24 protein-coding genes and 1 tRNA gene are annotated in these 23,273 nt (G+C 66.0%); 17 read left to right on the top strand and 8 right to left on the bottom strand.

Going from position 1 to position 23,273, the window contains the following annotated elements; genetic code table 11:
* The first annotated feature begins 3 nt into the window (after positions 1–3).
* The 14 genes from nuoF to CQW49_RS05265 all read left to right on the top strand — a co-directional run bounded on the left by nuoF (position 4) and on the right by CQW49_RS05265 (position 14,331).
* Entirely contained in the window at positions 4–1,308 is a 1,305-nt protein-coding gene (gene nuoF / locus CQW49_RS05330) for an NADH-quinone oxidoreductase subunit NuoF (protein ID WP_003608846.1), read from the top strand.
* Between the two features lie 9 nt (positions 1,309–1,317).
* Entirely contained in the window at positions 1,318–3,381 is a 2,064-nt protein-coding gene (gene nuoG, locus CQW49_RS05325; protein WP_003608848.1) for an NADH-quinone oxidoreductase subunit NuoG, read from the top strand.
* 11 nt (positions 3,382–3,392) lie between these two features.
* Positions 3,393–4,412 (top strand): NADH-quinone oxidoreductase subunit NuoH, encoded by a 1,020-nt coding sequence (nuoH, locus tag CQW49_RS05320; protein ID WP_003608850.1) that lies wholly within the window; start codon positions 3,393–3,395, stop codon positions 4,410–4,412.
* Positions 4,413–4,424: 12 nt separating this feature from the next.
* A complete protein-coding gene (gene nuoI / locus CQW49_RS05315) occupies positions 4,425–4,913 on the top strand; it encodes an NADH-quinone oxidoreductase subunit NuoI (protein ID WP_003608853.1) in 489 nt (162 codons plus the stop codon).
* Positions 4,914–5,053: 140 nt separating this feature from the next.
* Positions 5,054–5,656, top strand: a complete 603-nt coding sequence (locus CQW49_RS05310; protein WP_003608856.1) for an NADH-quinone oxidoreductase subunit J — start codon at positions 5,054–5,056, stop codon at positions 5,654–5,656.
* 13 nt (positions 5,657–5,669) lie between these two features.
* Positions 5,670–5,978, top strand: coding sequence for an NADH-quinone oxidoreductase subunit NuoK (nuoK, locus tag CQW49_RS05305; RefSeq protein ID WP_003608857.1), 309 nt, complete (start codon positions 5,670–5,672; stop codon positions 5,976–5,978).
* A 6-nt stretch (positions 5,979–5,984) separates the two neighbouring features.
* Entirely contained in the window at positions 5,985–8,036 is a 2,052-nt protein-coding gene (gene nuoL / locus CQW49_RS05300) for an NADH-quinone oxidoreductase subunit L (protein WP_003608858.1), read from the top strand.
* Entirely contained in the window at positions 8,036–9,547 is a 1,512-nt protein-coding gene (locus tag CQW49_RS05295; RefSeq protein WP_003608859.1) for an NADH-quinone oxidoreductase subunit M, read from the top strand. Before nuoL ends, CQW49_RS05295 begins: the two co-directional genes overlap by 1 nt.
* Before the next feature lie 13 nt (positions 9,548–9,560).
* The gene (gene nuoN, locus CQW49_RS05290) at positions 9,561–10,994 is read left to right on the top strand and encodes an NADH-quinone oxidoreductase subunit NuoN (protein ID WP_003608860.1); all 1,434 of its coding nucleotides are present in this window, start codon (positions 9,561–9,563) and stop codon (positions 10,992–10,994) included.
* A 6-nt stretch (positions 10,995–11,000) separates the two neighbouring features.
* On the top strand, positions 11,001–11,804 hold the full coding sequence (locus CQW49_RS05285; protein WP_003608861.1) for a biotin--[acetyl-CoA-carboxylase] ligase: 804 nt from the start codon (positions 11,001–11,003) through the stop codon (positions 11,802–11,804).
* Positions 11,801–13,471: a ribonuclease J gene (locus tag CQW49_RS05280; RefSeq protein WP_065083632.1), complete on the top strand. Its 1,671-nt coding sequence runs from the start codon at positions 11,801–11,803 to the stop codon at positions 13,469–13,471. Before CQW49_RS05285 ends, CQW49_RS05280 begins: the two co-directional genes overlap by 4 nt.
* A 42-nt stretch (positions 13,472–13,513) precedes the next feature.
* Entirely contained in the window at positions 13,514–13,918 is a 405-nt protein-coding gene (mce, locus tag CQW49_RS05275) for a methylmalonyl-CoA epimerase (protein ID WP_003608863.1), read from the top strand.
* A 26-nt stretch (positions 13,919–13,944) separates the two neighbouring features.
* Positions 13,945–14,178, top strand: a complete 234-nt coding sequence (locus tag CQW49_RS05270; RefSeq protein ID WP_003608865.1) for a DUF1467 family protein — start codon at positions 13,945–13,947, stop codon at positions 14,176–14,178.
* A 77-nt stretch (positions 14,179–14,255) separates the two neighbouring features.
* A tRNA-Lys gene (locus CQW49_RS05265) sits at positions 14,256–14,331 on the top strand.
* Between the two features lie 214 nt (positions 14,332–14,545).
* On the opposite strand, the gene CQW49_RS05260 is transcribed toward CQW49_RS05265, so the two are convergent.
* From CQW49_RS05260 to CQW49_RS26030, 5 genes are read right to left on the bottom strand one after another with little or no spacing between them, the layout of a single operon-like run.
* Positions 14,546–15,397 carry a helix-turn-helix domain-containing protein gene (locus CQW49_RS05260; protein ID WP_003608867.1) on the bottom strand — a complete coding sequence of 284 codons (852 nt, stop codon included), beginning with the start codon at positions 15,395–15,397 and terminating at the stop codon, positions 14,546–14,548.
* A 33-nt stretch (positions 15,398–15,430) separates the two neighbouring features.
* Positions 15,431–15,592 carry a hypothetical protein gene (locus tag CQW49_RS24385; protein ID WP_003608868.1) on the bottom strand — a complete coding sequence of 54 codons (162 nt, stop codon included), beginning with the start codon at positions 15,590–15,592 and terminating at the stop codon, positions 15,431–15,433.
* Positions 15,589–16,221, bottom strand: coding sequence for a hypothetical protein (locus tag CQW49_RS05255; RefSeq protein WP_003608869.1), 633 nt, complete (start codon positions 16,219–16,221; stop codon positions 15,589–15,591). The genes CQW49_RS24385 and CQW49_RS05255 overlap by 4 nt, the downstream gene beginning before the upstream one ends.
* The gene (locus tag CQW49_RS05250; protein WP_155931314.1) at positions 16,218–16,817 is read right to left on the bottom strand and encodes a hypothetical protein; all 600 of its coding nucleotides are present in this window, start codon (positions 16,815–16,817) and stop codon (positions 16,218–16,220) included. Before CQW49_RS05250 ends, CQW49_RS05255 begins: the two co-directional genes overlap by 4 nt.
* Before the next feature lie 44 nt (positions 16,818–16,861).
* Positions 16,862–16,984 (bottom strand): hypothetical protein, encoded by a 123-nt coding sequence (locus CQW49_RS26030; RefSeq protein ID WP_003608873.1) that lies wholly within the window; start codon positions 16,982–16,984, stop codon positions 16,862–16,864.
* Between the two features lie 129 nt (positions 16,985–17,113).
* Here CQW49_RS26030 and CQW49_RS05245 point away from each other — a divergent pair, with 129 nt between their 5' ends.
* From CQW49_RS05245 to CQW49_RS05235, 3 genes are all read left to right on the top strand, one after another.
* The gene (locus CQW49_RS05245) at positions 17,114–17,350 is read left to right on the top strand and encodes a helix-turn-helix domain-containing protein (RefSeq protein WP_003608875.1); all 237 of its coding nucleotides are present in this window, start codon (positions 17,114–17,116) and stop codon (positions 17,348–17,350) included.
* Positions 17,347–17,580 carry a hypothetical protein gene (locus CQW49_RS05240; RefSeq protein ID WP_003608877.1) on the top strand — a complete coding sequence of 78 codons (234 nt, stop codon included), beginning with the start codon at positions 17,347–17,349 and terminating at the stop codon, positions 17,578–17,580. Before CQW49_RS05245 ends, CQW49_RS05240 begins: the two co-directional genes overlap by 4 nt.
* Before the next feature lie 142 nt (positions 17,581–17,722).
* Entirely contained in the window at positions 17,723–17,953 is a 231-nt protein-coding gene (locus CQW49_RS05235) for a type II toxin-antitoxin system HicB family antitoxin (protein ID WP_003608882.1), read from the top strand.
* Positions 17,954–18,309: 356 nt separating this feature from the next.
* Here CQW49_RS05235 and CQW49_RS05225 read toward each other — a convergent pair whose 3' ends face one another.
* The 3 genes from CQW49_RS05225 to CQW49_RS05215 all read right to left on the bottom strand — a co-directional run bounded on the left by CQW49_RS05225 (position 18,310) and on the right by CQW49_RS05215 (position 23,259).
* Positions 18,310–18,975: a DUF6441 family protein gene (locus CQW49_RS05225; RefSeq protein WP_003608884.1), complete on the bottom strand. Its 666-nt coding sequence runs from the start codon at positions 18,973–18,975 to the stop codon at positions 18,310–18,312.
* 63 nt (positions 18,976–19,038) lie between these two features.
* On the bottom strand, positions 19,039–19,317 hold the full coding sequence (locus CQW49_RS05220) for a hypothetical protein (protein WP_003608886.1): 279 nt from the start codon (positions 19,315–19,317) through the stop codon (positions 19,039–19,041).
* Between the two features lie 24 nt (positions 19,318–19,341).
* Entirely contained in the window at positions 19,342–23,259 is a 3,918-nt protein-coding gene (locus tag CQW49_RS05215; protein WP_003608888.1) for a phage tail length tape measure family protein, read from the bottom strand.
* Between the last annotated feature and the right edge of the window lie 14 nt (positions 23,260–23,273).

Raw genomic sequence — 23,273 nt, 5'->3', positions numbered from 1 at the left:
CACATGCTCGCCGATAAGGATCGCATCTTCACAAATCTCTACGGCTATGGCGACCGTGGCCTCGCCGGCGCGCGCAAGCGCGGCCAGTGGGACAACACCAAGGCGCTGCTCGCGCTCGGCCGCGATAAGATCATTCAGGAGGTGAAGGATTCGGGGCTGCGTGGACGCGGCGGCGCCGGCTTCTCCACCGGCCTCAAATGGTCCTTCATGCCCAAGACGCCCGATCCGGCGCGCCCCTCCTATCTCGTCATCAACGCCGACGAATCGGAGCCCGGCACCTGCAAGGATCGCGAGATCATGCGCAACGACCCGCATACGCTGGTCGAGGGCGCGATGGTCGCCTCCTTCGCCATGGGCGCGCACGCCTGCTACATCTATGTGCGCGGCGAGTTCATCGCCGAGCGCGTCGCGCTGCAGCGCGCGGTCGACGAAGCCTATGCGGCGCGGCTCATCGGCAAGGACAATGTCCACGGCTATCCTTTCGATCTCTATGTGCATCACGGCGCCGGCGCCTATATCTGCGGCGAGGAGACGGCGCTGATCGAGAGCCTCGAGGGCAAGAAGGGCATGCCGCGCCTCAAGCCCCCGTTCCCGGCCAATGTCGGCCTCTACGGCTGTCCCACCACGGTCAATAACGTCGAATCGATCGCCGTGGTTCCGACCATTCTACGTCGCGGCGCGAGCTGGTTCGCCGGCATCGGCAAGCCCAACAATACGGGGACCAAGCTCTTCTCCATCTCCGGCCATGTGAACAAGCCGTGCAATGTGGAAGAGGCGATGTCGATCCCGTTCCGCGAGCTGATCGACCGCCATTGCGGCGGCGTGCGCGGCGGCTCCGACAATCTTCTCGCCGTCATCCCCGGCGGCTCCTCGGTGCGCCTCGTTCCGGCCGATCAGATCATCGACTGTCCGATGGATTTCGACAGCCTCGTGAAGCTCGGCTCCGGCCTCGGCACGGCCGCCGTCATCGTGATGGACAAGTCGACCGACATCATCCGCGCCATCGCCCGCCTCGCTTATTTCTACAAGCATGAGAGCTGCGGCCAATGCACGCCCTGCCGCGAAGGCACGGGCTGGATGTGGCGCGTCGTCACCCGCATGGCGGAAGGGCGCGCGCATAAGCGCGAGATCGACATGCTGTTCGACGTGTCGAAGCAAATCGAAGGTCATACGATCTGCGCGCTCGGCGACGCGGCGGCCTGGCCGATCCAGGGCCTCATCAATCATTTCCGCGGCGAGATCGAGCGGCGCATCGACCGCTATGCCGCCAATCCGCATCCCGACCCGGTGAAGGTCGCGGCAGAGTAAGGCGCTCACATGACCAAGATTCTCGTCGATGACGTCGAGGTCGACGTTCCGGCCGAATATACGCTGCTGCAGGCCTGCGAGGAGGCCGGCGCCGAGGTGCCGCGCTTCTGCTTTCACGAGCGTTTGTCGATCGCCGGCAATTGCCGCATGTGCCTCGTCGAGGTGAAGGGCGGTCCGCCCAAGCCCGCGGCCTCCTGCGCCATGTCGGTTCGCGATTTGCGCCCCGGCCCCAATGGCGAGCCGCCGCAAGTCTTCACCAAGACTCCGATGGTGAAGAAGGCGCGCGAAGGCGTGATGGAGTTCCTGCTCGTCAATCATCCGCTCGACTGTCCGATCTGCGATCAGGGCGGCGAATGCGATCTGCAGGATCAGGCGCTCGCCTTCGGCGGCGACAGCTCGCGCTACGCCGAGAACAAAAGGGCGGTCGAGGACAAATATATCGGTCCGCTGGTCAAGACGGCGATGAACCGCTGCATTCATTGCACCCGTTGCGTGCGCTTCACGGCGGAGATCGCCGGCACCAGCGACATGGGCGCGATCGGCCGCGGCGAGGATATGGAGATCACCACCTATCTGCAGACGGCGATGACGTCGGAGATGCAGGGCAATGTCACCGATCTCTGCCCCGTCGGCGCGCTGCTGCCCAAGCCGCAGAATTTCCGCGCCCGCCCGTGGGAATATCAGAAGACCGAGACGATCGACGTGCAGGACGCGCTCGGCTCGGCGATCCGCGTCGATGCGCGCGGCCGCGAGGTGATCCGCATTCTTCCCCGCGTGAACGAGGCGGTGAATGAGGAGTGGATCTCCGACAAGACCCGTCAGGTGGTCGACGGACTCAAGGTCCAGCGTCTCGACCGTCCCTATATTCGCGAGAACGGCAAGCTGCGCGCCGCCTCCTGGCAGGAGGCGCTCGCCGCCGTGGCCGCCAAGACCAAGGCGACCGCTCCGCAGAAGATCGGCGCCCTCGTCGGCGATCTCGCCGCGCTCGAGGAAATCTACGCGCTGAAGCTGCTCGTCGAAGGGCTCGGCAGCGTCAATCTCGACGCGCGCCAGGATGGGACCAAGCTCGACCCGCGCTTCGGCCGCGCGTCTTATCTCTTCAACGCGACCATCGCGGGGATCGACGACGCGGATTCGCTGCTGATCATCGGCTCCAATCCGCGCAAGGAAGCCCCGGTGCTCAACGCGCGCATTCGCAAGCGCTGGCTGCGCGGCGACTTCCCCATCTCGCTCGTCGGCGAGGCGGCGGACCTCACCTATGATTATGATTATCTCGGCGCCGGGCCGGACTCGCTGTCGCGCTTCCTCGACAGCGCGCCGACCGGCTCCCACAAGCGCGTCGTTCTGATCGGCCAGGGCGCGCTGACGCGTCCGGACGGCCGCGCCATTCTCGCGCTCGCCGCGCAGATCGCCAAGAAGCACGGCGCGCTCGGCGACGGCTGGAACGGCTTCAGCGTGCTGCATACGGCGGCCGCGCGCGTCGGCGCTCTCGATCTTAGCTTCACGCCGGGGCAGGGCGGGCTCGACGCCGGCGAGATGGCCAAGGCCGGCGCGCTCGAGCTGATCTTCAATCTCGGAGCCGACGAGATCGCGATCGAGCCGGGCGCCTTCGTCGTCTATTTCGGCACCCATGGCGACAAGGGCGCGCATCGCGCCGATGTGATCCTGCCGGGCGCCGCCTATACGGAAAAATTCGGCCTCTTCGTGAACACGGAAGGCCGCGTGCAAGAGGCGCTGCGCGCCACCTTCCCGCCCGGCGACGCGCGCGAGGATTGGGCCATATTGCGCGCGCTCTCGGGGGCGCTCGGTGCGCCTCTGCCCTTCGACTCGCTCGCGCAGCTGCGCGCCGAGCTCGCCAAGACGCATCCGCATATCGCCAAGCTCGACCGGATCGAGCCGGCGAATATCGCCGATCTCGAGGCGGTGGCGCTGCAGCCGGCGACGGCGTGGAAGGACGATTTCGTCGCCGCCATCGCCGATTTCTATCTCACCAATCCGATCGCCCGCGCCTCGGCCACCATGGCCGAATGCTCGGCGCTGGCGCAGGGCCGGCTCAGCCGCGCTGCCGAATAGGAGCATAAGACGTGATCGACGGCTGGCTGCTCAATCTCCTCATCATCATCGTCAAGAGCGTCGTGCTGACGGTGGTGCTGCTCGTCTATCTCGCCTATGCGATCTATATCGACCGCAAGGTGTGGGCGGCGGTGCAATTGCGCCGCGGCCCCAATGTCGTCGGTCCCTGGGGCCTGCTCCAGAGCTTCGCCGACATGCTCAAATTCGTGCTGAAGGAGCCGGTGATTCCGGACACGGCCAATAAGGGCGTGTTCCTGCTGGCGCCCTTCGTCACCGCCATGCTCGCCGTCGCCGCCTGGGCGGTGATCCCGGTCAATGACGGCTGGGCGGTCGCCGATCTCAATGTCGGCATTCTCTACATCTTCGCCATCTCCTCGCTCGGCGTCTATGGCATCATCATGGGCGGCTGGGCGTCGAACTCGAAATATCCGTTCCTCTCGGCGCTGCGCTCGGCCGCGCAAATGGTGTCCTACGAGGTCTCGATCGGCTTCGTCATCATCACCGTTCTGCTCTGCGCCGGCTCGCTCAATCTCACCGAGGTCGTGCGCGCGCAGGACACGCAATATGGGATGCTCGGCTGGTATTGGCTGCGCCTCCTGCCGATGTTCGTGATCTTCTTCATCTCGGCGCTGGCCGAGACAAACCGCCCGCCCTTCGATCTCGTCGAGGCGGAGTCGGAGCTCGTCGCCGGCTTCATGATCGAATATTCGGCGACGCCCTACATGCTGTTCATGCTCGGCGAATATGTCGCCATCCTCACCATGTGCGCGCTGCTGACGCTGCTGTTCTTCGGCGGCTGGCTGCCGCCCGTCCACATCGCGCCGCTGGACATGGTTCCGGGCGTCATCTGGTTCGTGCTGAAGGTCACCTTCTTCTTCTTCATGTTCGCCATGGTGAAGGCTTTCGTGCCGCGCTACCGCTACGACCAGCTCATGCGGCTCGGCTGGAAGGTGTTCCTTCCCATCTCTCTCGTCATGGTGATCCTCGTCGCCGCCGTGCTGCAATTCGCCGGCTCGGCGGGCGCGAACTAAGGGGCCCGTGTCATGAAGCTCGATCAAGCAGCGAAATCGCTCTTCCTCACCGAGTTCATCGCCGCCTTCTTCCTGTCGATGCACTATTTCTTCAAGCCGAAGGCGACGCTGAACTATCCGCACGAGAAGAATCCGATCTCGCCGCGCTTTCGCGGCGAGCATGCGCTGCGCCGCTATCCCAATGGCGAGGAGCGCTGCATCGCCTGCAAGCTGTGCGAGGCGATCTGCCCGGCGCAGGCCATCACCATCGAGGCCGGCCCGCGCCGCAACGACGGCACGCGCCGCACGACGCGCTATGATATCGACATGGTGAAATGCATCTATTGCGGCTTCTGCCAGGAGGCTTGCCCGGTGGACGCCATCGTCGAGGGGCCGAACCAGGAGTTCGCCGTCGAGACGCGCGAGGAGCTGTACTACAACAAGGATCGCCTGCTCGAGAACGGCGCGCGCTGGGAGCGCGAGATCGCGCGCAACATCGCGATGGACTCGCCCTATCGCTGAGGGTTGAGAGCGCTTTCCGATCGAACGGAATCGTTCGGTCGATCAAAAACGAGAAAATGCTGGAGCGCGATCCGATCGGATCGGTAGCGCTCTAAAAGACCGCGGGACGCTATCGGGCTGCGAGAAGAGGAACGACCAAAGTGGCAGCAGCATTCTTCTATCTTTTCTCGGCGGTGCTGATCGCATCGGCTTTCGCGGTGATCGTCGCGCGTAATCCGGTCCATTCGGTGCTCTTTCTCATCCTCGCCTTCGTCAATGGCGCGGGTCTCTTCCTGCTCGCCGGCGCCGAATTCCTCGCGATGATCCTCGTCGTCGTCTATGTCGGCGCGGTGGCGGTGCTGTTCCTCTTCGTCGTGATGATGCTCGACGTCGATTTCGCCGAGCTGCGCCAGGGCTTCTCCAAGCATCTGCCGCTCGGCGCCGGGGTCGGCGCTGTGGTGCTCATCGAGCTCGGCATGATCGCGGTCGGCTGGCAGAGCGCGCCGAGCGCGCTCGAGGCGGCGCAGACGCCCATCGCCGCCGGCGTCTCCAACACCGCGGCGCTCGGTCAGGTGCTCTACACGAAGTATTTCGTGTTCTTCCAAGCCTCCGCCTTGGTGCTGCTCACCGCCATGATCGGCGCGATCGTGCTGACGCTGCATCACCGCCCCGGCGTCAAGCGGCAGAAGATCGCGGAGCAGAATGCGCGCACGCGCGAGAATGTGATCGAGATCAAAAAAGTGCCCTCGCGGGCGGGCGTCTGAAGGAAACGCAGCAATGGCCGTCGGTCTCACCCATTACCTCGTCGTCGCGGCGATCCTGTTCACGCTCGGCGTCGCCGGCATCATCCTCAACCGCAAGAACATCATCATAATCTTGATGTCGGTGGAGCTGATCCTGCTCGCGGTGAACATCAATCTCGTCGCCTTCTCGGCCGCGCTCGGCGATCTCACCGGACAAGTGTTCGCTCTGTTCATCCTGACGGTGGCGGCGGCGGAGGCGGCGATCGGCCTCGCCATTCTCGTCACCTATTTCCGCAACCGCGGCACCATCGCGGTCGAGGACATCAACTCTCTGAAGGGCTGAGCGCCGATGATCCAAGCTATCGTCTTCCTGCCGCTCATCGGCTTTCTCATCGCGGGCCTGTTCGGGCGACGCATCGGCGCGCGTCCGTCCGAGCTCGTGACGACGACGCTGCTCGTCATCGCGGCCGGGCTCTCCTGGATGGTGTTCTTTGACGTCGCGCTCGGCCATGGCCATGCGAGCGCGCCGGTGCTCGCCAACTGGTTCACCTCGGGCAAGCTCAGCGTCGACTGGGCGCTGCGCGTCGACACGCTGACGGCGGTGATGCTCGTCGTCGTCAACAGCGTCTCGGCGCTCGTCCATCTTTATTCCATCGGCTACATGCACGAGGATCCGCACCGTCCGCGCTTCTTCGCCTATCTGTCGCTGTTCACCTTCGCCATGCTCACGCTGGTGACCGCCGATAATCTCGTGCAGATGTTCTTCGGCTGGGAGGGCGTCGGACTCGCCTCTTATCTCCTCATCGGCTTCTGGTATCAGAAGCCCTCGGCCAACGCCGCGGCGATCAAGGCCTTCGTCGTCAATCGCGTCGGCGATTTCGGCTTCGCGCTCGGCATCTTCCTCGTCTTCCAGCTCACGCAATCGGTCGGCTTCGAGCAGGTGTTCGCCGCCGTGCCGGGCATCGCGGGGCAGAAGATCCATGTGTTCGGCGCCGATTTCGACGCGCTGACGCTGGCGACCTTCCTGCTGTTCACCGGCGCCATGGGCAAGTCGGCGCAGTTCCTGCTGCACACCTGGCTTCCGGATGCGATGGAGGGACCGACGCCGGTCTCGGCGCTCATCCATGCGGCGACCATGGTCACCGCTGGCGTCTTCATGGTCGCGCGCCTGTCGCCGATCTTCGAATATGCGCCGGACACGCTGGCTTTCGTCACGCTGATCGGCGGCGTCACCGCCTTCTTCGCGGCGACGATCGGCCTGGTGCAGAACGACATCAAGCGCGTCATCGCTTATTCGACCTGCTCGCAGCTCGGCTATATGTTCGTCGCCGAAGGCGTCGGCGCCTATTCGGTCGGCGTGTTCCATCTCTACACCCACGCCTTCTTCAAGGCGCTGCTGTTCCTCGGCGCCGGCTCGGTCATTCATGCGATGCATCACGAGCAGGACATGCGCAACATGGGCGGGCTGTGGAACAAAATCCCCGTCACCTTCGCGATGATGACGATCGGCACTCTGGCGCTGACCGGCTTTCCCTACACGGCCGGCTATTTCTCCAAGGACCAGATCATCGAGGCGGCCTATGCGGCGAGCGCCCATCATGGCGTCGCCTTCTTCGCCTTCCTCTCCACCGTGATCGCGGCGGGCCTCACCTCCTTCTACTCCTGGCGCCTCGTGTTCATGACCTTCTTCGGCAAGGCCAAGGAGGCGCATGGCGACGCGCATGCCCCGGCTGCGCACGCTGCTGCGCATGGGCATGACGCTCACGCTCACGATGATCATGCCCATGATGACCATGCGAAGGACGACCACGCGCATGGCGACCATGGCCATCACGCTCCGCACGAATCGCCGATCGTGATGCTGATCCCGCTGATCGTGCTGTCGGTCGGCGCGCTCGGCGCGGGCCTCGTCTTCGCCGGCTTCTTCTCGGGCCACGCCTATGAGGAGTTCTGGAAAGGCGCGATCTACACCGGCCAGGAGAATCACATCCTGCATGCGATGCACGAGATTCCGGAGTGGATTTCCTTCGTGCCGACCGTGATGATGGCGCTGGGCTTCCTCGTCGCGCTCTATGTCTACCAGCTCGCGCCGGGCACGGCGCAGAAGATCGCCGGAGCCTTTCCGAGGCTGTACCGGTTCCTGCTCAACAAATGGTATTTCGACGAGCTCTATGACGCGATCTTCGTGCGTCCCGCATTCGCGCTCGGCCGCCTCCTGTGGAAGGGCGGCGACGGCCGCATCATCGACGGGCTCGGCCCGGATGGGATCGCGGCGCGCGTCGTCGACGGGGCGCGGCTCGCTGTGCGTCTGCAGACTGGCTATGTCTATCACTACGCCTTCGCCATGCTGATCGGCGTCGCGGCGTTCGTCACCTGGTTCGTCGCGGGAGGTCTGCGCTGATGTTCGGTTTCGGCATTCTCACGGGCCTCACCTTCCTGCCGCTGGTGGGCGCGGCCTTCATCCTCACGCTGAAAGGCGAGGATGAAGCGACGCTGCGCAACGCCAAATGGGCGGCGCTGCTGACGACCGTCATCGTGTTCGCGCTGTCGCTCGTCGTCTGGGGACGTTTCGACACGGCGAGCGCCGCCTTTCAGCTCGTCGAGCAGAGGGCGTGGTTCGGCTCCGGCCTCACCTATAAGATGGGCGTGGACGGCTTCTCCATTCCCTTCGTGCTGTTGACGACCTTCCTGACGCCTTTCGCCATTCTCGCCTCCTGGGAATCGGTGAAGTTCCGCGTCAAGGAATATCTCGTCGCCTTTCTCGTGCTCGAGACGTTGATGATCGGCGTGTTCTGCGCGCTCGATCTCGTGCTGTTCTACCTCTTCTTCGAGGGCGGCCTCATTCCGATGTTCCTCATCATCGGCGTCTGGGGCGGCAAGCGGCGCGTCTATGCGAGCTTCAAATTCTTCCTCTACACGCTCGCCGGCTCACTCTTGATGCTGATCGCGATCCTCGCGATCTATGGCAAGACCGGCACCACCGACATCGCCGTTCTGTTGGAGACGCAGTTCCCGCCGGAGATGCAGACTTGGCTGTGGCTCGCCTTCTTCGCCTCTTTCGCGGTGAAGATGCCGATGTGGCCGGTGCACACCTGGCTGCCGGACGCGCACGTCGAGGCGCCGACGGCGGGCTCGGTGATCCTCGCGGCGATCCTGTTGAAGATGGGCGGCTATGGCTTCATCCGCTTCTCGCTGCCCATGTTCCCCGACGCCTCGGCGCAATTCGCGCCGCTCGTGTTCGCGCTGTCGGTGATCGCCGTCATCTACACCTCGCTGGTCGCGCTGGTGCAGGAGGACATCAAGAAGCTGATCGCCTATTCCTCTATCGCGCATATGGGCTTCGTCACCATGGGCCTGTTCACCATGACGACACAGGGCCTGCAGGGCGCGATGTTCCTGATGATCTCGCACGGCTTCGTTTCCGGCGCATTGTTTCTGTGCGTCGGCGTCATCTACGACCGCATGCACACGCGCGAGATCGCCGCCTATGGCGGCCTCGTCAATCGTATGCCGCTCTACGCATTCACCTTCATGGTGTTCACGCTCGCCAATGTCGGCCTGCCGGGCACCTCGGGCTTCGTCGGCGAGTTTCTCACACTCACCGGCGCCTTCGTCGCCAATAGCTGGGTCGCGCTGTTCGCGACCAGCGGCGTCGTCCTGTCCGCGGCCTATGCGCTCTATCTGTACCGCCGCGTGATCTTCGGTCCGCTCGACAAGCCGAGCCTGGCCGCAATCACCGATCTCTCGGCGCGCGAGCTCGTGCTCTTCGTGCCGCTGATCGCGCTCACCATTTATTACGGCGTGCAGCCGCAGCCGATCATCGATGCGTCGGCGGCCTCCGTCGCCAATCTCCTGCAATCCCACACGGCCCTGGCGGACGCGCTCAAAGTCGCGGCCCAGGCCGCTCACTGATCGGTCGCCGCCAATGTCGTTCACAACCGCTCTCGCGCATCACTTCCTGCCGGAAACCATTCTCACGCTCGGCGTGCTGGCGTTGATCCTCGTCGGCTCCTTCCGTGGATCGCGCGCCTTCGGCCTCGTCAATGAGCTGGCGATCGGCCTCTTGGGCCTCGCCATCCTCGCGCTGCTGTTCGGCGGCGACGCGCAGGCGTCGTTGTTCGAGGGCGCGTTCGTCGACGACGCCTTCGCCCGTTTCGTGAAGCTCCTCACGCTCATCGGCTCGCTGGTGACGATCCTCATGTCGCGCGACTTTCTGCAGCGCGCCAAGCTCGGCAATTTCGAGTTTCCGATCCTGGTGGTTCTGTCGACCATCGGCATGCTGCTGCTCGTCTCGGCCGATAATCTCATCGCGCTCTATCTCGGGCTCGAGCTGATGTCGCTCGCGCTCTATGTCGCCGCGGCCTTCGCGCGCGACGACGCCCGCGCCTCGGAAGCGGGCCTCAAATATTTCGTGCTCGGCGCGCTCTCCTCGGGGATGCTGCTCTACGGCTCCTCGCTGCTCTACGGCTTCGCCGGGACCATCTCCTTCGACGGCATCGCCAAGTCGATCACCGGGGCGCCGCCGCTCGGCGTCGTCTTCGGCCTCGTCTTCGTGCTCGCCGGCCTCGCCTTTAAAATGTCGGCCGCGCCCTTCCATATGTGGACGCCCGACGTCTATGAGGGCGCGCCGACTCCGGTCACCGCCTTCTTCGCCTCGGCGCCGAAGATGGCGGCGGTCGCCATCACCGCGCGCATCGCCGTCACCGCCTTTCCCGGCATCGCCGCGCAATGGCAGCAGATCGTCGTCTTCCTCGCCGTCGCCTCTATGCTGCTCGGCGCCTTCGCGGCGATCGGCCAGACCAATATCAAGCGCCTGATGGCCTATTCCTCGATCGGCCATATGGGTTTCGCGCTCGTCGGCCTCGCGGCGGGCGACGAGGCCGGCGTAAGGGGCGTCGCCATCTATCTCGCCATCTATCTGGTGATGACGCTCGGCGCCTTCGCCGCCATTCTGCAGATGCGCGTCGAGGGCCGGGCGGTCGAGAACATCGCCGATCTCTCGGGCCTTTCGCGCAACAATGGCGCGGCGGCTTTTTTCCTCGCCATGCTGATGTTCTCGCTCGCCGGCGTGCCGCCGCTGGCCGGCTTCTTCGCCAAATATTACGTGCTGCTCGCCGCGGTGGACGCGGGGCTCTACGCGCTCGCCATCTTCGGCGTGCTGGCGAGCGCCATCTCCGCCTATTATTATCTGCGCGTCGTGAAGGTGATGTATTTCGACGAGCCGGCTCCGGCTTTCGATCATTCGCCTTTGTCGCTGCGCGCCGTTCTCGCTGTCTCCACTGTCTTTCTGCTCGGCTTCTGGCTCTATCCGGCGCCGGTGGTGGAAGCGGCGACGGCGGCCGCGAAATCCTTGTTCTGACCGAAGATGGAAAAGGTCGAGCTCGGCCGCCGCGCCTATGCGCGCGGCGTGCGCCTCGCGGCTTTCGAGACCATCGACTCGACCAATGACGAGGCTCGGCGCCGCGCCGAGGCGGGCGATCCCGGCCCATTGTGGATTGTCGCGGCGCGGCAGACCAAGGGCCGCGGGCGTCTGGGCCGCAGCTGGAGCTCGCTCGAGGGCAATCTCCATGCGAGCCTGCTGCTGTCCGGTTTCGGCGCGCCGGCCATTGCGCCGCAGCTCGGCTTCGTCGCCGGACTCGCGACCATCGCCGCGCTGATCGAGATCACCGGGGCGCCGCATCGCCTCGCGCTCAAATGGCCGAACGACGTGCTGCTCGACGGCGCCAAGCTCGCCGGTGTGCTGCTGGAAGGGGCGCAGCCGGCCCACCCGGCCGCGCCTTTCGCCTGCATCATCGGCGTCGGCGTCAATTGCGCGGCCGCGCCCGAGGGGCTGCCCTATCCCGCGAGCGATCTCTCCCGCCTCTCCGCGCCGACGAACGCCGGCGCGCTTTTCGCTTGCCTCTCGGACCATATGGAAGAGACGCTGCAGCTCTGGTCGAGCGGCGCCGGCTTTCCGGCTCTGCGCGAGCGTTGGCTCACCTATGCGGCCGGGCTCGGCGAGGAAATCGAGGCGCGCTTGCCCGGAGAAACGCTGCGGGGACGCTTCGAGACCATAGACCGAGACGGGCGCCTCATTATTTCAGCCGAAGGCGGGCGCCGCGCCATCGAAGCAGGTGACATTTTCTTGCCGGCCCTGGCGGCCCGGCCCGAGCCGGAGCGACGCCCATGAACGAGGAAGCAGACGAGTTCGTGTTCGCGCCGCTCGGCGGCGTGGGCGAGATCGGCATGAACGCCGCGCTCTACGGCTTCGGCCCCCCGCGCGCGCGCAAATGGCTGATGGTGGATTGCGGCCTCGCTTTTCCGGGTCCCGAGCTTCCCGGCATCGATCTCATGATGCCCGACGTCTCCTTCGTCGAGAAGATCGGCCGCGATCTCGTCGGGCTCGTCATCACTCATGCGCATGAGGACCATATCGGCGCGCTGTCCTTCCTGTGGCCCAAGCTGCGCTGCACGGTCTATGCGACGCGCTTCGCCGCCGGACTGCTGGAGGCGCGGCGCCTCTCCGAGGCCGGCGCGCCCAATATCAAGCTCGTGACCGTCGCCACCGGCGACCGGCTCGACATCGGCCCGTTCAATGTGGAGCTGATCGCCGTCGCCCATTCCATCCCCGAGGCCAATGCTCTCGCCCTGCGCACGCCGCTCGGCCTCGCCATCCACACCGGCGATTGGAAGATCGACCCGGAGCCGCGCGTCGGCCATCGCATCGACGCGGCGCGATTCACCGCGCTCGGCGACGAGGGCGTCGACGCGCTCATTTGCGATTCGACCAATATTCTGCGCGAGGGCGACAGCTTCTCCGAGAGCGATGTGGCCAAGACGCTGATGCGGCTGATCGGCGAGGCCGAGCATCGCGTGATGGTGACGACCTTCGCCTCCAATGTCGCGCGCCTGCGCTCGGTGGCGGAGGCGGCGCAGGCGGCCGGCCGCAGCGTGGTGATCGCCGGACGGGCGATGGAGCGCGTCGTTCAGGTGGCGCGCGAATGCGGCTTTCTCGACGGCCTGCCGCCGTTCTTGTCGCTCGACATGTTCGCCGCGCTGCCGCGTGAAAAAATCGTGGTGCTGGCGACGGGCAGCCAGGGCGAGCCGCGCGCGGCGATGGCGCGCGTCGCCGATAAGGAGCATCCGGCGATCAAGCTCGCGGCGGGCGATCGCGTCATCTTCTCGTCGCGCGCCATTCCCGGCAACAACCGCGAGGTCAACCGCGTCGTCAACAAGCTCTGCGATCAGGGCATGGAGGTGATCACCGATCAGGATCATCTCGTTCATTGCTCCGGCCATCCGCGACGCGGCGAGGTGGCGCAAATGTATGACTGGGTGCGCCCGCGCGCCGCTGTGCCGGTGCACGGCGAGGGGCATCATCTCACCGTCCACCGCGCCTTCGCCGAGGCGCGCGGCGTCGGCCAGGTGCATGGCGCGCGCAATGGCGACATCGTGCGGCTGATGCCCGGAGAGCTCTGCGTCGTCGGCAAGACGCCGAGCGGCCGGCTGCTGAAGGACGGCGACGTGCTGGTCGGCGAGAATGACGGCGCGGTGCGCGAGCGCGCCAAGCTCGGCTTTTCCGGCGTCGTCTCGCTGGCTCTCGCCATCGACAAGCGGGGCGACATGGTCGGCGATCCCGACGTGATGCTGGCCGGCCTGCCGAAGCGCGGCCAGAGCGGCGAGGACATGGGCGAGGTGGTGGACGAGGCGATCTTCCGCACCTTCGACAATTTGCCGCGGCAGAAACGGCGCGACCTCGACGCCGCGGCGACGGCGATCGAGCGCGCGGTGCGGGCGAGCGTCAATGCGGTCTGGGGCAAGAAACCGCAGGTGCATGTATTGATCATCGAAGCCTGATGGCGCATGTAACGGCGAAGCTGTTCACGCCAGGAACGAGAAATGATCGGACGCCTCAATCATGTCGCCATTGCCGTCGCCGATCTCGCGGCGGCCGCCGCGACCTATCGCAACACGCTCGGCGCGAAAGTCTCCGAGCCCGAGGCGATCGCCGAGCATGGCGTGACGGTGGTGTTCGTCGAACTGCCCAACACCAAGATCGAGCTGCTGGAGCCGCTCGGCGAAGCCTCGCCCATCGCCGGCTTCGTCGCCAAGAATCCGGCCGGCGGCATTCATCACCTGTGCTATGAGGTCGAGGATATTCTCGCTGCGCGCGACACGCTGAAGGCGGCCGGCGCGCGCGTGCTGGGCGACGGCGAGCCGAAGATCGGCGCCCATGGCAAGCCGGTGCTGTTCCTGCACCCGAAGGATTTCAACGGCGCGCTGGTCGAGCTCGAGCAGGCCTGAGCCCGCGCGGGGAGGAGGGCCGCACCATGCCGTTCTCGACGCCGCTCGCGATCGCGATCTATCTGACAATGTGGTGGATTGTACTGTTCGCGATCCTGCCGATCGGCGTGCGCTCGTCGCAGGAGGAGGGCGAGACCCCGGAGGGCGGCGACCCGGGCGCGCCGGCGGCGCCGAGACTGTGGATGAAGGCGGCGATCACGACAGTGGCGTCGACTGTTCTGTTCGTGCTGTTCGCGCTCTATGTGAAGTGGATGGGTTGACCGGCGCCGCCGCAACGGTTAGGGGTCGGCGGTCCCATCGCGACGCCGAGAGGCGAGAACGCGGGCGGGCTTGGAGCGAGCGCGTAGCTCAGTCGGTAGAGCATCTGACTTTTAATCAGAGGGTCATGGGTTCGAGTCCCATCGCGCTCACCAAGCAAAACAAAGGCTTAGAGGCGATTTTCCCAGTCTAGCCGACCTTCTGAAAGCTAAAAATCGCCACCATGTCGCCACCGGTGGACGCGCGTCGGACAGGCTTTCACGGTCCCGCGGCGGGACCGTGAAGCACGTTCGGAAATGGTCGCAGGGTGCGACCATTTTGACCGGACAAAAGTCGCAGCGTGCGACTTTTGTCGCGCGAGGCTCGCCGTCATGCAGCGAGCTGCGGCGCCTCGGGAGGGAGTGCGGAGGGGAACCGCCAGCCGCCGAGCTTGTCGATCGGCGGGCTTCGTCTCTTGGTCGCGCGCCACCATGCCGACCATTCTTCCCACCCTGGCTTGCCGACCTCGATCCACACGCCCGCCGGCTCTGGCGCGGCTTCCGCGGCCTGCGGCGGCCCGCTGGCGCGCCAGCGGGCCTCGGACAGCCATCGCGCCGGCGAGCAGATGAAACGCCGCTCACGGCTCGCGATCGCCGCCGCATAGGCCTTCGCCGCGCGAATGAGCTGCGCTTGGTCGGCGCCGTCGTCGACCACGGCCCGGCGCCATGCCGCGAGCGCCGGCTCTCTCGGGCTTTCCTCGTCGCGAGCCGGGAAGGTTTCGAAGAATTCGTCAAAACGCTCATAGACCGCCGCACCGCGCGGAACGCGCGGGGAGTCTGTCTCTCCCTCTTGATCTTTCTCTATGCCGTCACCAAGCGTCACGGCCTCGTCACGCGGCCCGTCACCGCTGGCGCCGCGCCGGTCGCGCCAGCGGCGCGTTCGCTCGGCTCCGGACAGGACCTCGGGAGCCTCGGCCGCGCCCTCGTCGCCGGCGATCCGCAGCTCGCCGCCGGCCTCGGCGATCAAGCCCGCCTCGCGCAGGGCCGCGAGTCGGCGCTCGACGGCGGCAGTGCTCGAGCCGAGCAGAAAGGCGATTTCCGCGACCGGCGGCAGCGCGCCACCGTTGCAGGCGGCGAGGCAGCGCAGGAAGTAGAGATGCTTGAACAGCCCTGCTGGGAGCTTCCGAAGACGCATGTCCAGGAAGTCCGCGCCCTGCGCTTTGAACCAGCGATGAAACTGCATGCGGCAAATCTCCCGATAGCGTCGCCGGCGCGCTCACTTGCGCCGGCCGAGCCGAGCGCCGGCGGCAGCGAGCACTTCGACGAGATAGACCAAGCGGCGCAGTGCCGCCGCCACGGCGCGCAGGGCCATAGCGAGGCCCTTGCGAAGCAGCCGGCGCGCGCCGCGCCGGCCGCCGGAGGGCGGCGCCGACCTCATGCGCCTGCCTCGAGAAACGATTCCAGGAAGGCCACGCAGAATTTGTTGCGGAACTCGTCCGCGATAGCCGATTCCAAGATCGCCGCGGCCTTTATGCGCGCCTCTTCCAAGCTCCGGCAGCGATATGAGCAGAGAGCGAGCGCCGCCTCTTCTTCAGCCTCCTCCGCTTCGTGGTAGCGCCGTAGGGCGGGCCCGAGGCCGAAGGCTTCCTTGCGCTCGTCCTCCTCGGCAAAGAGCGCGCCCGCCATCGCGAGATTTTCCGCTTCCTTCGCGTCGAGCGCGCGGCGCATCTGCTCGGCCAGCTCTGGCTCGATGCAAGCCAGCCGCTCGAGCGCCTCGCGATTATGCCTGTAGGCGCCCGCTATGAATTCCCGAACTTCGTCCGGTCCATTCTCGGAGCCGGCCGAGCCGCCGATGAAAATCGGTATGGTGAAGCCGTGCTCGGATTTGAACCATGCTCGCTCCACGCGATCGAGTTCGTCATACGCGGCGCCGAATATTTCCCCGGCGCTGGAATGTCGAGCGATCAGCGTCGCCAGCTCGCCGCCGGCGGCGAGCGCGGGGAGCCCGGCGATCGGCGTCGCGGCAAGGCCGGCGAGGATCGTGCGGCGGGTCGAATGCGCTTTCATTCTCCAACTCCTTTGATGCGGGTCAAATCGGGATACGCATCGGCGACGGTGAAAACGAAGCGCGGCAAAGCGCGAGTCTCGGTGTCATAGTCGGCGAGGTATCGCAGCGCGGCGACGAGGCCGGCGAATGTGGTCGGCGCGGTCTTGGCGACGGTGTTGAGGGCTTCGGCGTCTCGCCGCGCTGCGCGCTCGAAAATCCGCTGATCCTCATCGGCGTCGATCCGCCCCTCGCCGTCGATATCGATGCGGTTGAGCAGGCGCACATAGACCTTGCGCAGCGCGTTGTGGCGCTCGATCGCCGCGAAGATCGGATCAGCCGCGCTGTCGAGGGCCGCGACGCTTTGGGCGAGGGCTGCGACGCTTTCGGCGAGGGCCGCGCCCTGCTCGTCGAAAAAGACGCGTCCGACGCGCGGTTCGCCGCGGGCGCGCTTTCTCGCGTCCTGTGAGCGCAGCGTCTCGCTCAGCGCGGCGCAGCGATCCCGCGCGTCGTCGAGGATGGCGGACAACGCCAGGAAGGCGTCGCTTGCGAGATCGGCTCCGGCGAACGCGAGCGAGAGCCCATGCAGGCGCTCGTCGATATTCTGGAGTTTCTCCACAATATCAAGCTCCTCTAGGTCGTCGGCGGGCTCGGGAGCGCCAGTCATCGGCAGCGCTCGGCGCGGATTGTGGCGACGACGCGGGCCGTCTCGACGACGAGGAAGGGAATCGCGACGAGCGCGAAGGGCATGAGAAAGTAGAGGGTTGCTGCGATTTTCCAGGGCATTAGACAAAGCTCCGGCGTGCGCAGGGAAGGGCTTTCCCGGCGGCGTTGTTGCTCGTGCGAGCGGATTGTGATAGCTCATGCAAAATACATGACCTTGCGGTAAGGTCAATACAATTTGCATGAGGTTCGATGAGCATCACGGCCGGACAGCTTAGAGCCGCCCGTGGCCTGATCGGGTGGTCACAAGACGAACTCGCCAAGCAATCGAAGGTCGGTCGCGCGACGATCGCTGATTTCGAGTCGGGAAAGCGGGAGCCCTATCAATCCACACAATCGGCGATCCGCGCCGCGCTAGAGGGGGCCGGCGTGATTTTTGTCGAAGCGAATGGGGAAGGTCCGGGCGTGAGACTGCGGAAGAACCCATGAGCCTCGTTCACAACGAGCGCGTGAAGCTCTTGGCGGCGGCGCTGAACACAGCGGCGGGCTCGTCGTTCACCGTCGGCGTGCTCGCGCCGGTCGCCGCCGCTTTCTACAACGTCAATGCAGCCTCGGGCGTCCCTCTTCCGACAATCGTCGCCGGCGCCGCCATTTGGCTTTTCGCCGCGGCGGCGCTACATTTGGCCGCGAGACGCGTTCTCGGGGGATTGAAAGAATGACCGGGACACAGCTTTTCGCTTTCGTGATCCTGCCGCTCGTCGTCGCGGCTCTCGGCTGGATTGTCGCGCTCGCCGCAGAGCGGCGCAGCCACAATCATTGACGGCCCCGACGCGTCGCGGGTCGACGGCGGAAAGGCTCTCCATGACGTTGCAGCCAACGGATTATCCCCTGATCGTCGAGCCGCTGTCCGCAGAACATGGCGGCGGTTTCGTCGCGACGGCCCCCGACTTGCCCGGCTGCATGTCGGACGGGGAGACGCCAGAGGAAGCGGTCGTCAATGCGCGCGATGCGGTCGCCGCCTGGATCGAAGCGGCGGAAGAACTCGGCCACCCGGTCCCGGCGCCCTCGCGCCGCCTCGCGCGCGCGGGCTGACCTTTTCAACTTCCTCCGTTTTCGGCAGTAAGTCCGTGCGGTCACGCCTCGCCGGCGCGCGCGAGGCTCCGCCTAGACGAAACGAACGAAAATTGTCGCTCGTTTGCCTCGGCCGCGCGCGCGGGGCTCCGCCGGTTTAGCAAGCGACAATTTGTCGTTTGTTAACGCCTCAACGAGACATCGACTCGCGATCTGAAAATTTGGCTCGGCTCGATCATGAGCGCCGCAACGGGAATCATTCTCGCCGCCATCCGCTATCTGCCCGCCGGACACTGAAGCGACCTTGCTGCAACTTCGTTCCCGAACGGAACGAAGTTTGCGCGCCCGCCGCGCGCCTCGGCGATCGCGAAGCGCCGTCATTCCATCTTCGCCAGCTCGCGCTCGAGGCTGTCGCGGAACGAGCCGCCGAATTCGCGGGCGATGGCTTCGATGTCGAGCCGCTTGCGCAGCGTCGTCTGCTTCGACAAGTAGAAAATGGGAACGAAGCGCTGGCCGCGCGACATGATGCGAGCGAGGATCGGCGAAAATTTTCGCCTGTGCCGGTATTTCGGCGCCTGCCTCTGCCAATAGGCGTGAGCGACGAGCAGCGCATGTTGCCCGCCGGCGAGCGGAACGAAGGTCAGCTCGATTCCGGTTGCCGCTTGCCATTCGCGGGGCGTGAGCGCCCGATTCCATTGCCTGACGCCCGCAGCAGGCGCGGGAATGGCGAGATACACGCCGTTGCGGGCGCGGATCGTCGCGCCTTTGTCAAACGCGTGAATGATCTTCGGCGCTTTCGTGTAGACGTAATAGGCTGGCTCGAGCGTCGTCGACGAGGCGTCCGGATAGACGTCGCCGCGCCATGTTTGCGCGAGCCGCGTCTTGGGCGGAAACGCCGCGTCCGTTCTTTCGCGCAGACGCAGCTTCAGAGCGTGGCCCGAGCGCTCTGTCGCGCGGCGCGTGGCGCGCGCCAGCTCGAGCTGGATTGCGTCCAACGTGCCTTTCATGGACGCCTTGGGGTCTTCCTCGAATTTTATCTCCACGGACGAACCTCGTTCCATTTGACGCGCGGCCGGGCGCCTGGCGCGCCGGCCGGGCGGCGGCGATCAGTTTGCGATGGCGCCCATGGACGCGCTTTCGAGCAAGCGCATCCGATCGGCGCGGGCGGCGGCGACTTCCTTTCGCAGCGCCGCCGCGAGATCGAAAATGACAATTCCGGGATCCTCGCCGCGATAAAGGCGCAGCATCGACGGCCGCGCGATGGCGAGCGTCTCCTCGGCCGCGTCCAGCGTCGCGCCGGCGGCGAGATGGCCCGCGCGGAAGGCCCGCTCATAAATGAGCCAGAGAGACGCGAAGCGTTCATCGTCGTCATTGTCCATCGTCATTGCCTTTCTCGGCGAGCTCCGCCGTCACCAACCCTTCAAGCCCGCATTGGCTTGCCCCTTGGCGACCTGCGACTCGCGCGCCGAGATCATCAGCATCACCTCGTCATGAGTCGCATAGACCTTCTCGACCTGATTGCCGCCGCGCGCGTCCATGATCTTGACCTCGACCGGTCGGCGCTCGCCGCCCGCGCCGCCACCGCTCGCCACAGCGACGGCCGCCGGAGACGACATGCGCAGCGGCGGCAGCGAGGAGGGCGCGGCTGCCGAGGCATAGGAGAGCGGCGCCGGGCCCGCGCTCGTCATCACGCCGCCGCCGGCGAAGGCATTGAGCCGCAGCGGCGTCGCGCGGCCTTCGCCGCTGCCCCCCGGCGTCGTCAGCCGCTCGCGGCCTTCGAGAACCGCAGGAATGCCGCGCCCATCCGGCAGCGTCACATGCGCGCGCCCGTCGGCGGCGACAGCCACATGCAGGCCGCGCGGATCGGGCATCGGGATATAGGCTTCCCTGTGCCGGCCCTCGCCAAAGAGCGCGAGCTGCGGCCGATCGGCGACGCCGCCCTTCTCATAGCGCTGCAGCGACACGACGCCGCGGCCGGACATGACGCCGCCGTTCGCGAAGCCAAAGAAGCCCCCGATCGTGCTGAAGATGGAAAAGACATCGCCCAGGACATCGCCGCCGCCGCTGGAGCCGCCGCCGCTTCCGCCGAAGATGTTGGACAGGAAGCCGCCCGAGCCTCCGCCGCCGAGGCCGCTGAGACTCCCGCCAGAGACATTGACGACATTCCCCTTGATCGTGATCGTTCCGGCCCCGCTTCCCGACCCGCCGAGCAGGCTTCCAAAGCCCTTCTCGAAAACAGAGGTTAGGCCTGGAAGCAGGTCGCCTCCGCTATTCGTCTGCTGAAACGGCCCGATCGCGCCAGCGGCTTGCCCAGCGAAATTGGCGTTTCGGTCCGGGCCGAACAGCCCGCTGAGCAAGCCGCCGCCGCTTCCGCCGCTGTCGAGCAAGTTCCCGAACAAACCGCCGCCGGAGCGCCCATTGTTGAGCGCTCCGCCGAGGAGCCCGCCGGAGCCGGCGCCGCCGATCGTGACGTTATTCGCCGTCATTTGCACGTCACGGCCGGTCTTGCCGTTCAGTCCGAGCACATCGCCGAAGAGGCCCATATTCGACGAGCCGCGCTCGCCGAGCAGCCCGCCGACGATGTTGCCGACGCTCTTGCGAATGAGGTCGTCTTCGACCTGCCGCAGCGACGACTTCAGCGCATCACCGACATTCTCGCCATGCGCGGCGGCGATGGCGGCGCTGCTGGCGACATTCGTCGTCGCGTCCCGGGCGAAGTCCAATTCGGCGATCTGCTTGCGCGTCTGCTCATTGATGCGCGCACTCTCCGCAGCCTTCTGCGACAGCTCGCCGACGCGGCGCGTCAATTCCTCCGTGAGCGGAATGCCGCGCTGCTGCGCTTCGTTTAATAGTCGCTGCCGCTCCTCGGCCGCAGCGAGCTGCTGGACATTCAGCCCCCAGGAGTTCGAAGAGAGATCGATCGCATGCCGCTGCATGTCGAGCGATTCATTCTCGCCCTTCAGCCATGTGTCGACCTGCTCGATATTGATCGCCTTGACCGTCGCATCATACTTCCGCCACGCCTCGCCGGCCTCGTCGAGCTGGCGCGATTGCGCGCCGAGCCCGGCCGTCTGCGCGGTCGCGCGCTCGGCAGGATGCGATTTGAAGCCCTCCCATGCGCCGACGCCCTGCGTCTTGAAAATCCAGTCCGCCATGCGGTTCTGATTTTCGGCGTTGAACATATCGTTCGCGCCGAGGCCGAGCGCGCGCATCGCGTCGCGCTGCGTCGTGTTGGTGATTTGAAACGCGCCCTTCGCGGAACTGTTGAGCCCTTGCGCACGGCGGACCTGATCGCCCCAGGCAAGACTTTCGCTCATCGTCATATCGACGAGCGGTTTCGGCGAGCGCATGTAACCCAGCGACGTGTTGTAGGGGTCGCCGAACCGGTCGGTTCCCTCGGCGCGCTGAATAGCGGAATAGAAGTCGCCGCCGTTGCGCGCGAAAAGTAGCGTCGGGCTCGCCGTCGCCGCTCGCTGTTCGGGCGCCGAGATCAGCCGGCCGATGCGATCGGCGGAACCCGTCAGCACATCGGCGAGCCGCGTCGCCGCCGTTCCAACGCTCGCAAAGCCATCGATCGCGGGCTTGGTGTAGATGTCCGTCCGCGCGCCGGCGCCGGGCGCGAGGTTCGCCTTTCGCAGGTCCTCACGCAGCGTCAACTCCGCCTCGCGCTTCGCGCGCTCATAGGGCTTCAGTCCCGCGAGCTCGACGCGCTGCTCGGCTTGCTTCGCCTGCTCGCGCATGACCCGCGTGCTTTCGGCGATGGTCGCATTGCGCGCGCCTTCGGCCGCCATTGCCGCGGCGAGCTTATCCTTGGAATTGTCGAGTTCCGCGCGATAGGCCTGCTCGGCCGCGAGCTGCGCTTTCTGGCCGATCGTTTCAGCCTCGATAGAGCGCATGCGCAGCGCATTCTCTTCGCCGACGCGCTGCATCGGCGTCTTCAACATCTCGAGGCTCGTCTTCAGCCGCTCGACGGCTTCGCGCGTCATGTCGCCCGAGACGCCGAGGTCGTCGAGCACTTTGCCGACGCCTTCGCGGCCGAGCGCGCGCTGGAAGCGCTCGACCTGCTGCTCGAGATCGCGTCGCGCGAAGAGGTCCGGCGCCGTCTCGCGCACGATGCTGTAAACGTCCTGTCCGGCGAGGTCGGCTTGCCTCGCGGCCTGCTGCCGTTGCAGCTCGCCGCTGCGCATGCGCGCGAAGACGGTCGAAGCAGATTCATTGCCCTGGACGCCGAACAGGCGATTGACGGTCCGGTTCGCGGGATTATTCGCGAGCGCTTCGCCGTAGGAGGTGAGCACGTCGCTAGCGCCCGTCTCGACGCGATCGATCAGGCGCGAGAAAGGCGAGCGCCGGTCGGCGATCCGATCGAGCGCCCCGCGAAGATCGCGCAGCAGCTCCGCCGCCGCGCCGCTGCGATCGCCGACCTTGGTCAGCTCGTCGATGTGGCGCCCCTGCGCGAGTGTGACGAGCCCATAGCGCTTCGCCAGCTCGTCCGCGCCCTTCGCGGGATCGGCAAGAGCGTCCGTCAGCTCCTTCGCCGCATCGTCGAGCCCCATGCCGAGCTTGATCGAGAATTGTTTCGACAGCGCCGCCACGCCGCCCGCCGTGTTGGCGTCGAGCCCCGCGCCGAGCGCGCCGGCGACGATATGCGACGACGAGCGCAGGGACATGCCCGACGCCGCCGATGCGTTCTCGGCGAGGCCGCGCGCGTCGGTCAGCGATACGCCGCTGAAACGGCCGAGGCCGTCGAGCGAAGCCTGCAATTCATCCGTCGTCGACTTGAAGCGGGTGAGCGCGATGACAGAAGTCGCAGCCGTCCCGACGATGGTCGCGCCGAGCAAGCGCGTCGGAGTGACGGCGCCGGCGACCGCAGAGGAGAACGCCTTCACGCCAGAGGCGGCGCCGCCCTTCGACGAAGCGAAGACGTCATAGACTTGGGCCGCCTGTGTCGAAAAAACCTGCATCATCGACGAGCCCGACGCGAGCATAGTGATCGCATCTTGCCCCTGGCGATTGAGATTGAGCCATTGGTGTTGCGCAAAGCCTCCGATCTGCGCCCGACCATCGTTTGTCGCCGCCGTATCGGGACGCAGCAGGGACATTCTGCTCGTCATTTGCGACCAGCGCGGCGCAGCGGCTTGCGACAGGCCGGAGACGAGCCGATCGGGCTGCAGCTCGGCGGCGACGTCGGTCACGGCCCGGCCGAAAGCGCGCGCCTCGGCCGCGCTTTTCTTGAACTGCGTCTCCGCGGCCGAGCTGATCTTCTCGAGCACGCGCACGACCTCTTCGCCGCCCGTCGTCTGAAGACGAATCCCAACGCTCGCTGCCATCGCCCCGCCCTCCG

The sequence above is a fragment of the Methylosinus trichosporium OB3b genome, from assembly GCF_002752655.1.
GTDB lineage: Bacteria > Pseudomonadota > Alphaproteobacteria > Rhizobiales > Beijerinckiaceae > Methylosinus > Methylosinus trichosporium.
This window is presented reverse-complemented; position numbering and strand designations above follow the sequence as displayed.

Excerpts from the sequence above, each read along its gene's own strand:
- nuoG (WP_003608848.1), top strand. The coding sequence starts at position 1,318 with ATGACCAAGATTCTCGTCGATGACGTCGAGGTCGACGTTCCGGCCGAA.
- mce (WP_003608863.1), top strand. The coding sequence starts at position 13,514 with ATGATCGGACGCCTCAATCATGTCGCCATTGCCGTCGCCGATCTCGCG.
- CQW49_RS24385 (WP_003608868.1), bottom strand. The coding sequence starts at position 15,592 with ATGAGGTCGGCGCCGCCCTCCGGCGGCCGGCGCGGCGCGCGCCGGCTG.
- CQW49_RS05295 (WP_003608859.1), top strand. The coding sequence starts at position 8,036 with ATGTTCGGTTTCGGCATTCTCACGGGCCTCACCTTCCTGCCGCTGGTG.
- CQW49_RS05245 (WP_003608875.1), top strand. The coding sequence starts at position 17,114 with ATGAGCATCACGGCCGGACAGCTTAGAGCCGCCCGTGGCCTGATCGGG.
- CQW49_RS05285 (WP_003608861.1), top strand. The coding sequence starts at position 11,001 with ATGGAAAAGGTCGAGCTCGGCCGCCGCGCCTATGCGCGCGGCGTGCGC.
- CQW49_RS05280 (WP_065083632.1), top strand. The coding sequence starts at position 11,801 with ATGAACGAGGAAGCAGACGAGTTCGTGTTCGCGCCGCTCGGCGGCGTG.
- CQW49_RS05270 (WP_003608865.1), top strand. The coding sequence starts at position 13,945 with ATGCCGTTCTCGACGCCGCTCGCGATCGCGATCTATCTGACAATGTGG.
- CQW49_RS05240 (WP_003608877.1), top strand. The coding sequence starts at position 17,347 with ATGAGCCTCGTTCACAACGAGCGCGTGAAGCTCTTGGCGGCGGCGCTG.
- CQW49_RS26030 (WP_003608873.1), bottom strand. The coding sequence starts at position 16,984 with ATGCCCTGGAAAATCGCAGCAACCCTCTACTTTCTCATGCCCTTCGCG.
- CQW49_RS05260 (WP_003608867.1), bottom strand. The coding sequence starts at position 15,397 with ATGCAGTTTCATCGCTGGTTCAAAGCGCAGGGCGCGGACTTCCTGGAC.
- nuoI (WP_003608853.1), top strand. The coding sequence starts at position 4,425 with ATGAAGCTCGATCAAGCAGCGAAATCGCTCTTCCTCACCGAGTTCATC.
- CQW49_RS05215 (WP_003608888.1), bottom strand. The coding sequence starts at position 23,259 with ATGGCAGCGAGCGTTGGGATTCGTCTTCAGACGACGGGCGGCGAAGAG.
- CQW49_RS05255 (WP_003608869.1), bottom strand. The coding sequence starts at position 16,221 with ATGAAAGCGCATTCGACCCGCCGCACGATCCTCGCCGGCCTTGCCGCG.
- nuoL (WP_003608858.1), top strand. The coding sequence starts at position 5,985 with ATGATCCAAGCTATCGTCTTCCTGCCGCTCATCGGCTTTCTCATCGCG.
- CQW49_RS05220 (WP_003608886.1), bottom strand. The coding sequence starts at position 19,317 with ATGACGATGGACAATGACGACGATGAACGCTTCGCGTCTCTCTGGCTC.
- CQW49_RS05235 (WP_003608882.1), top strand. The coding sequence starts at position 17,723 with ATGACGTTGCAGCCAACGGATTATCCCCTGATCGTCGAGCCGCTGTCC.
- nuoK (WP_003608857.1), top strand. The coding sequence starts at position 5,670 with ATGGCCGTCGGTCTCACCCATTACCTCGTCGTCGCGGCGATCCTGTTC.
- nuoN (WP_003608860.1), top strand. The coding sequence starts at position 9,561 with ATGTCGTTCACAACCGCTCTCGCGCATCACTTCCTGCCGGAAACCATT.
- nuoF (WP_003608846.1), top strand. The coding sequence starts at position 4 with ATGCTCGCCGATAAGGATCGCATCTTCACAAATCTCTACGGCTATGGC.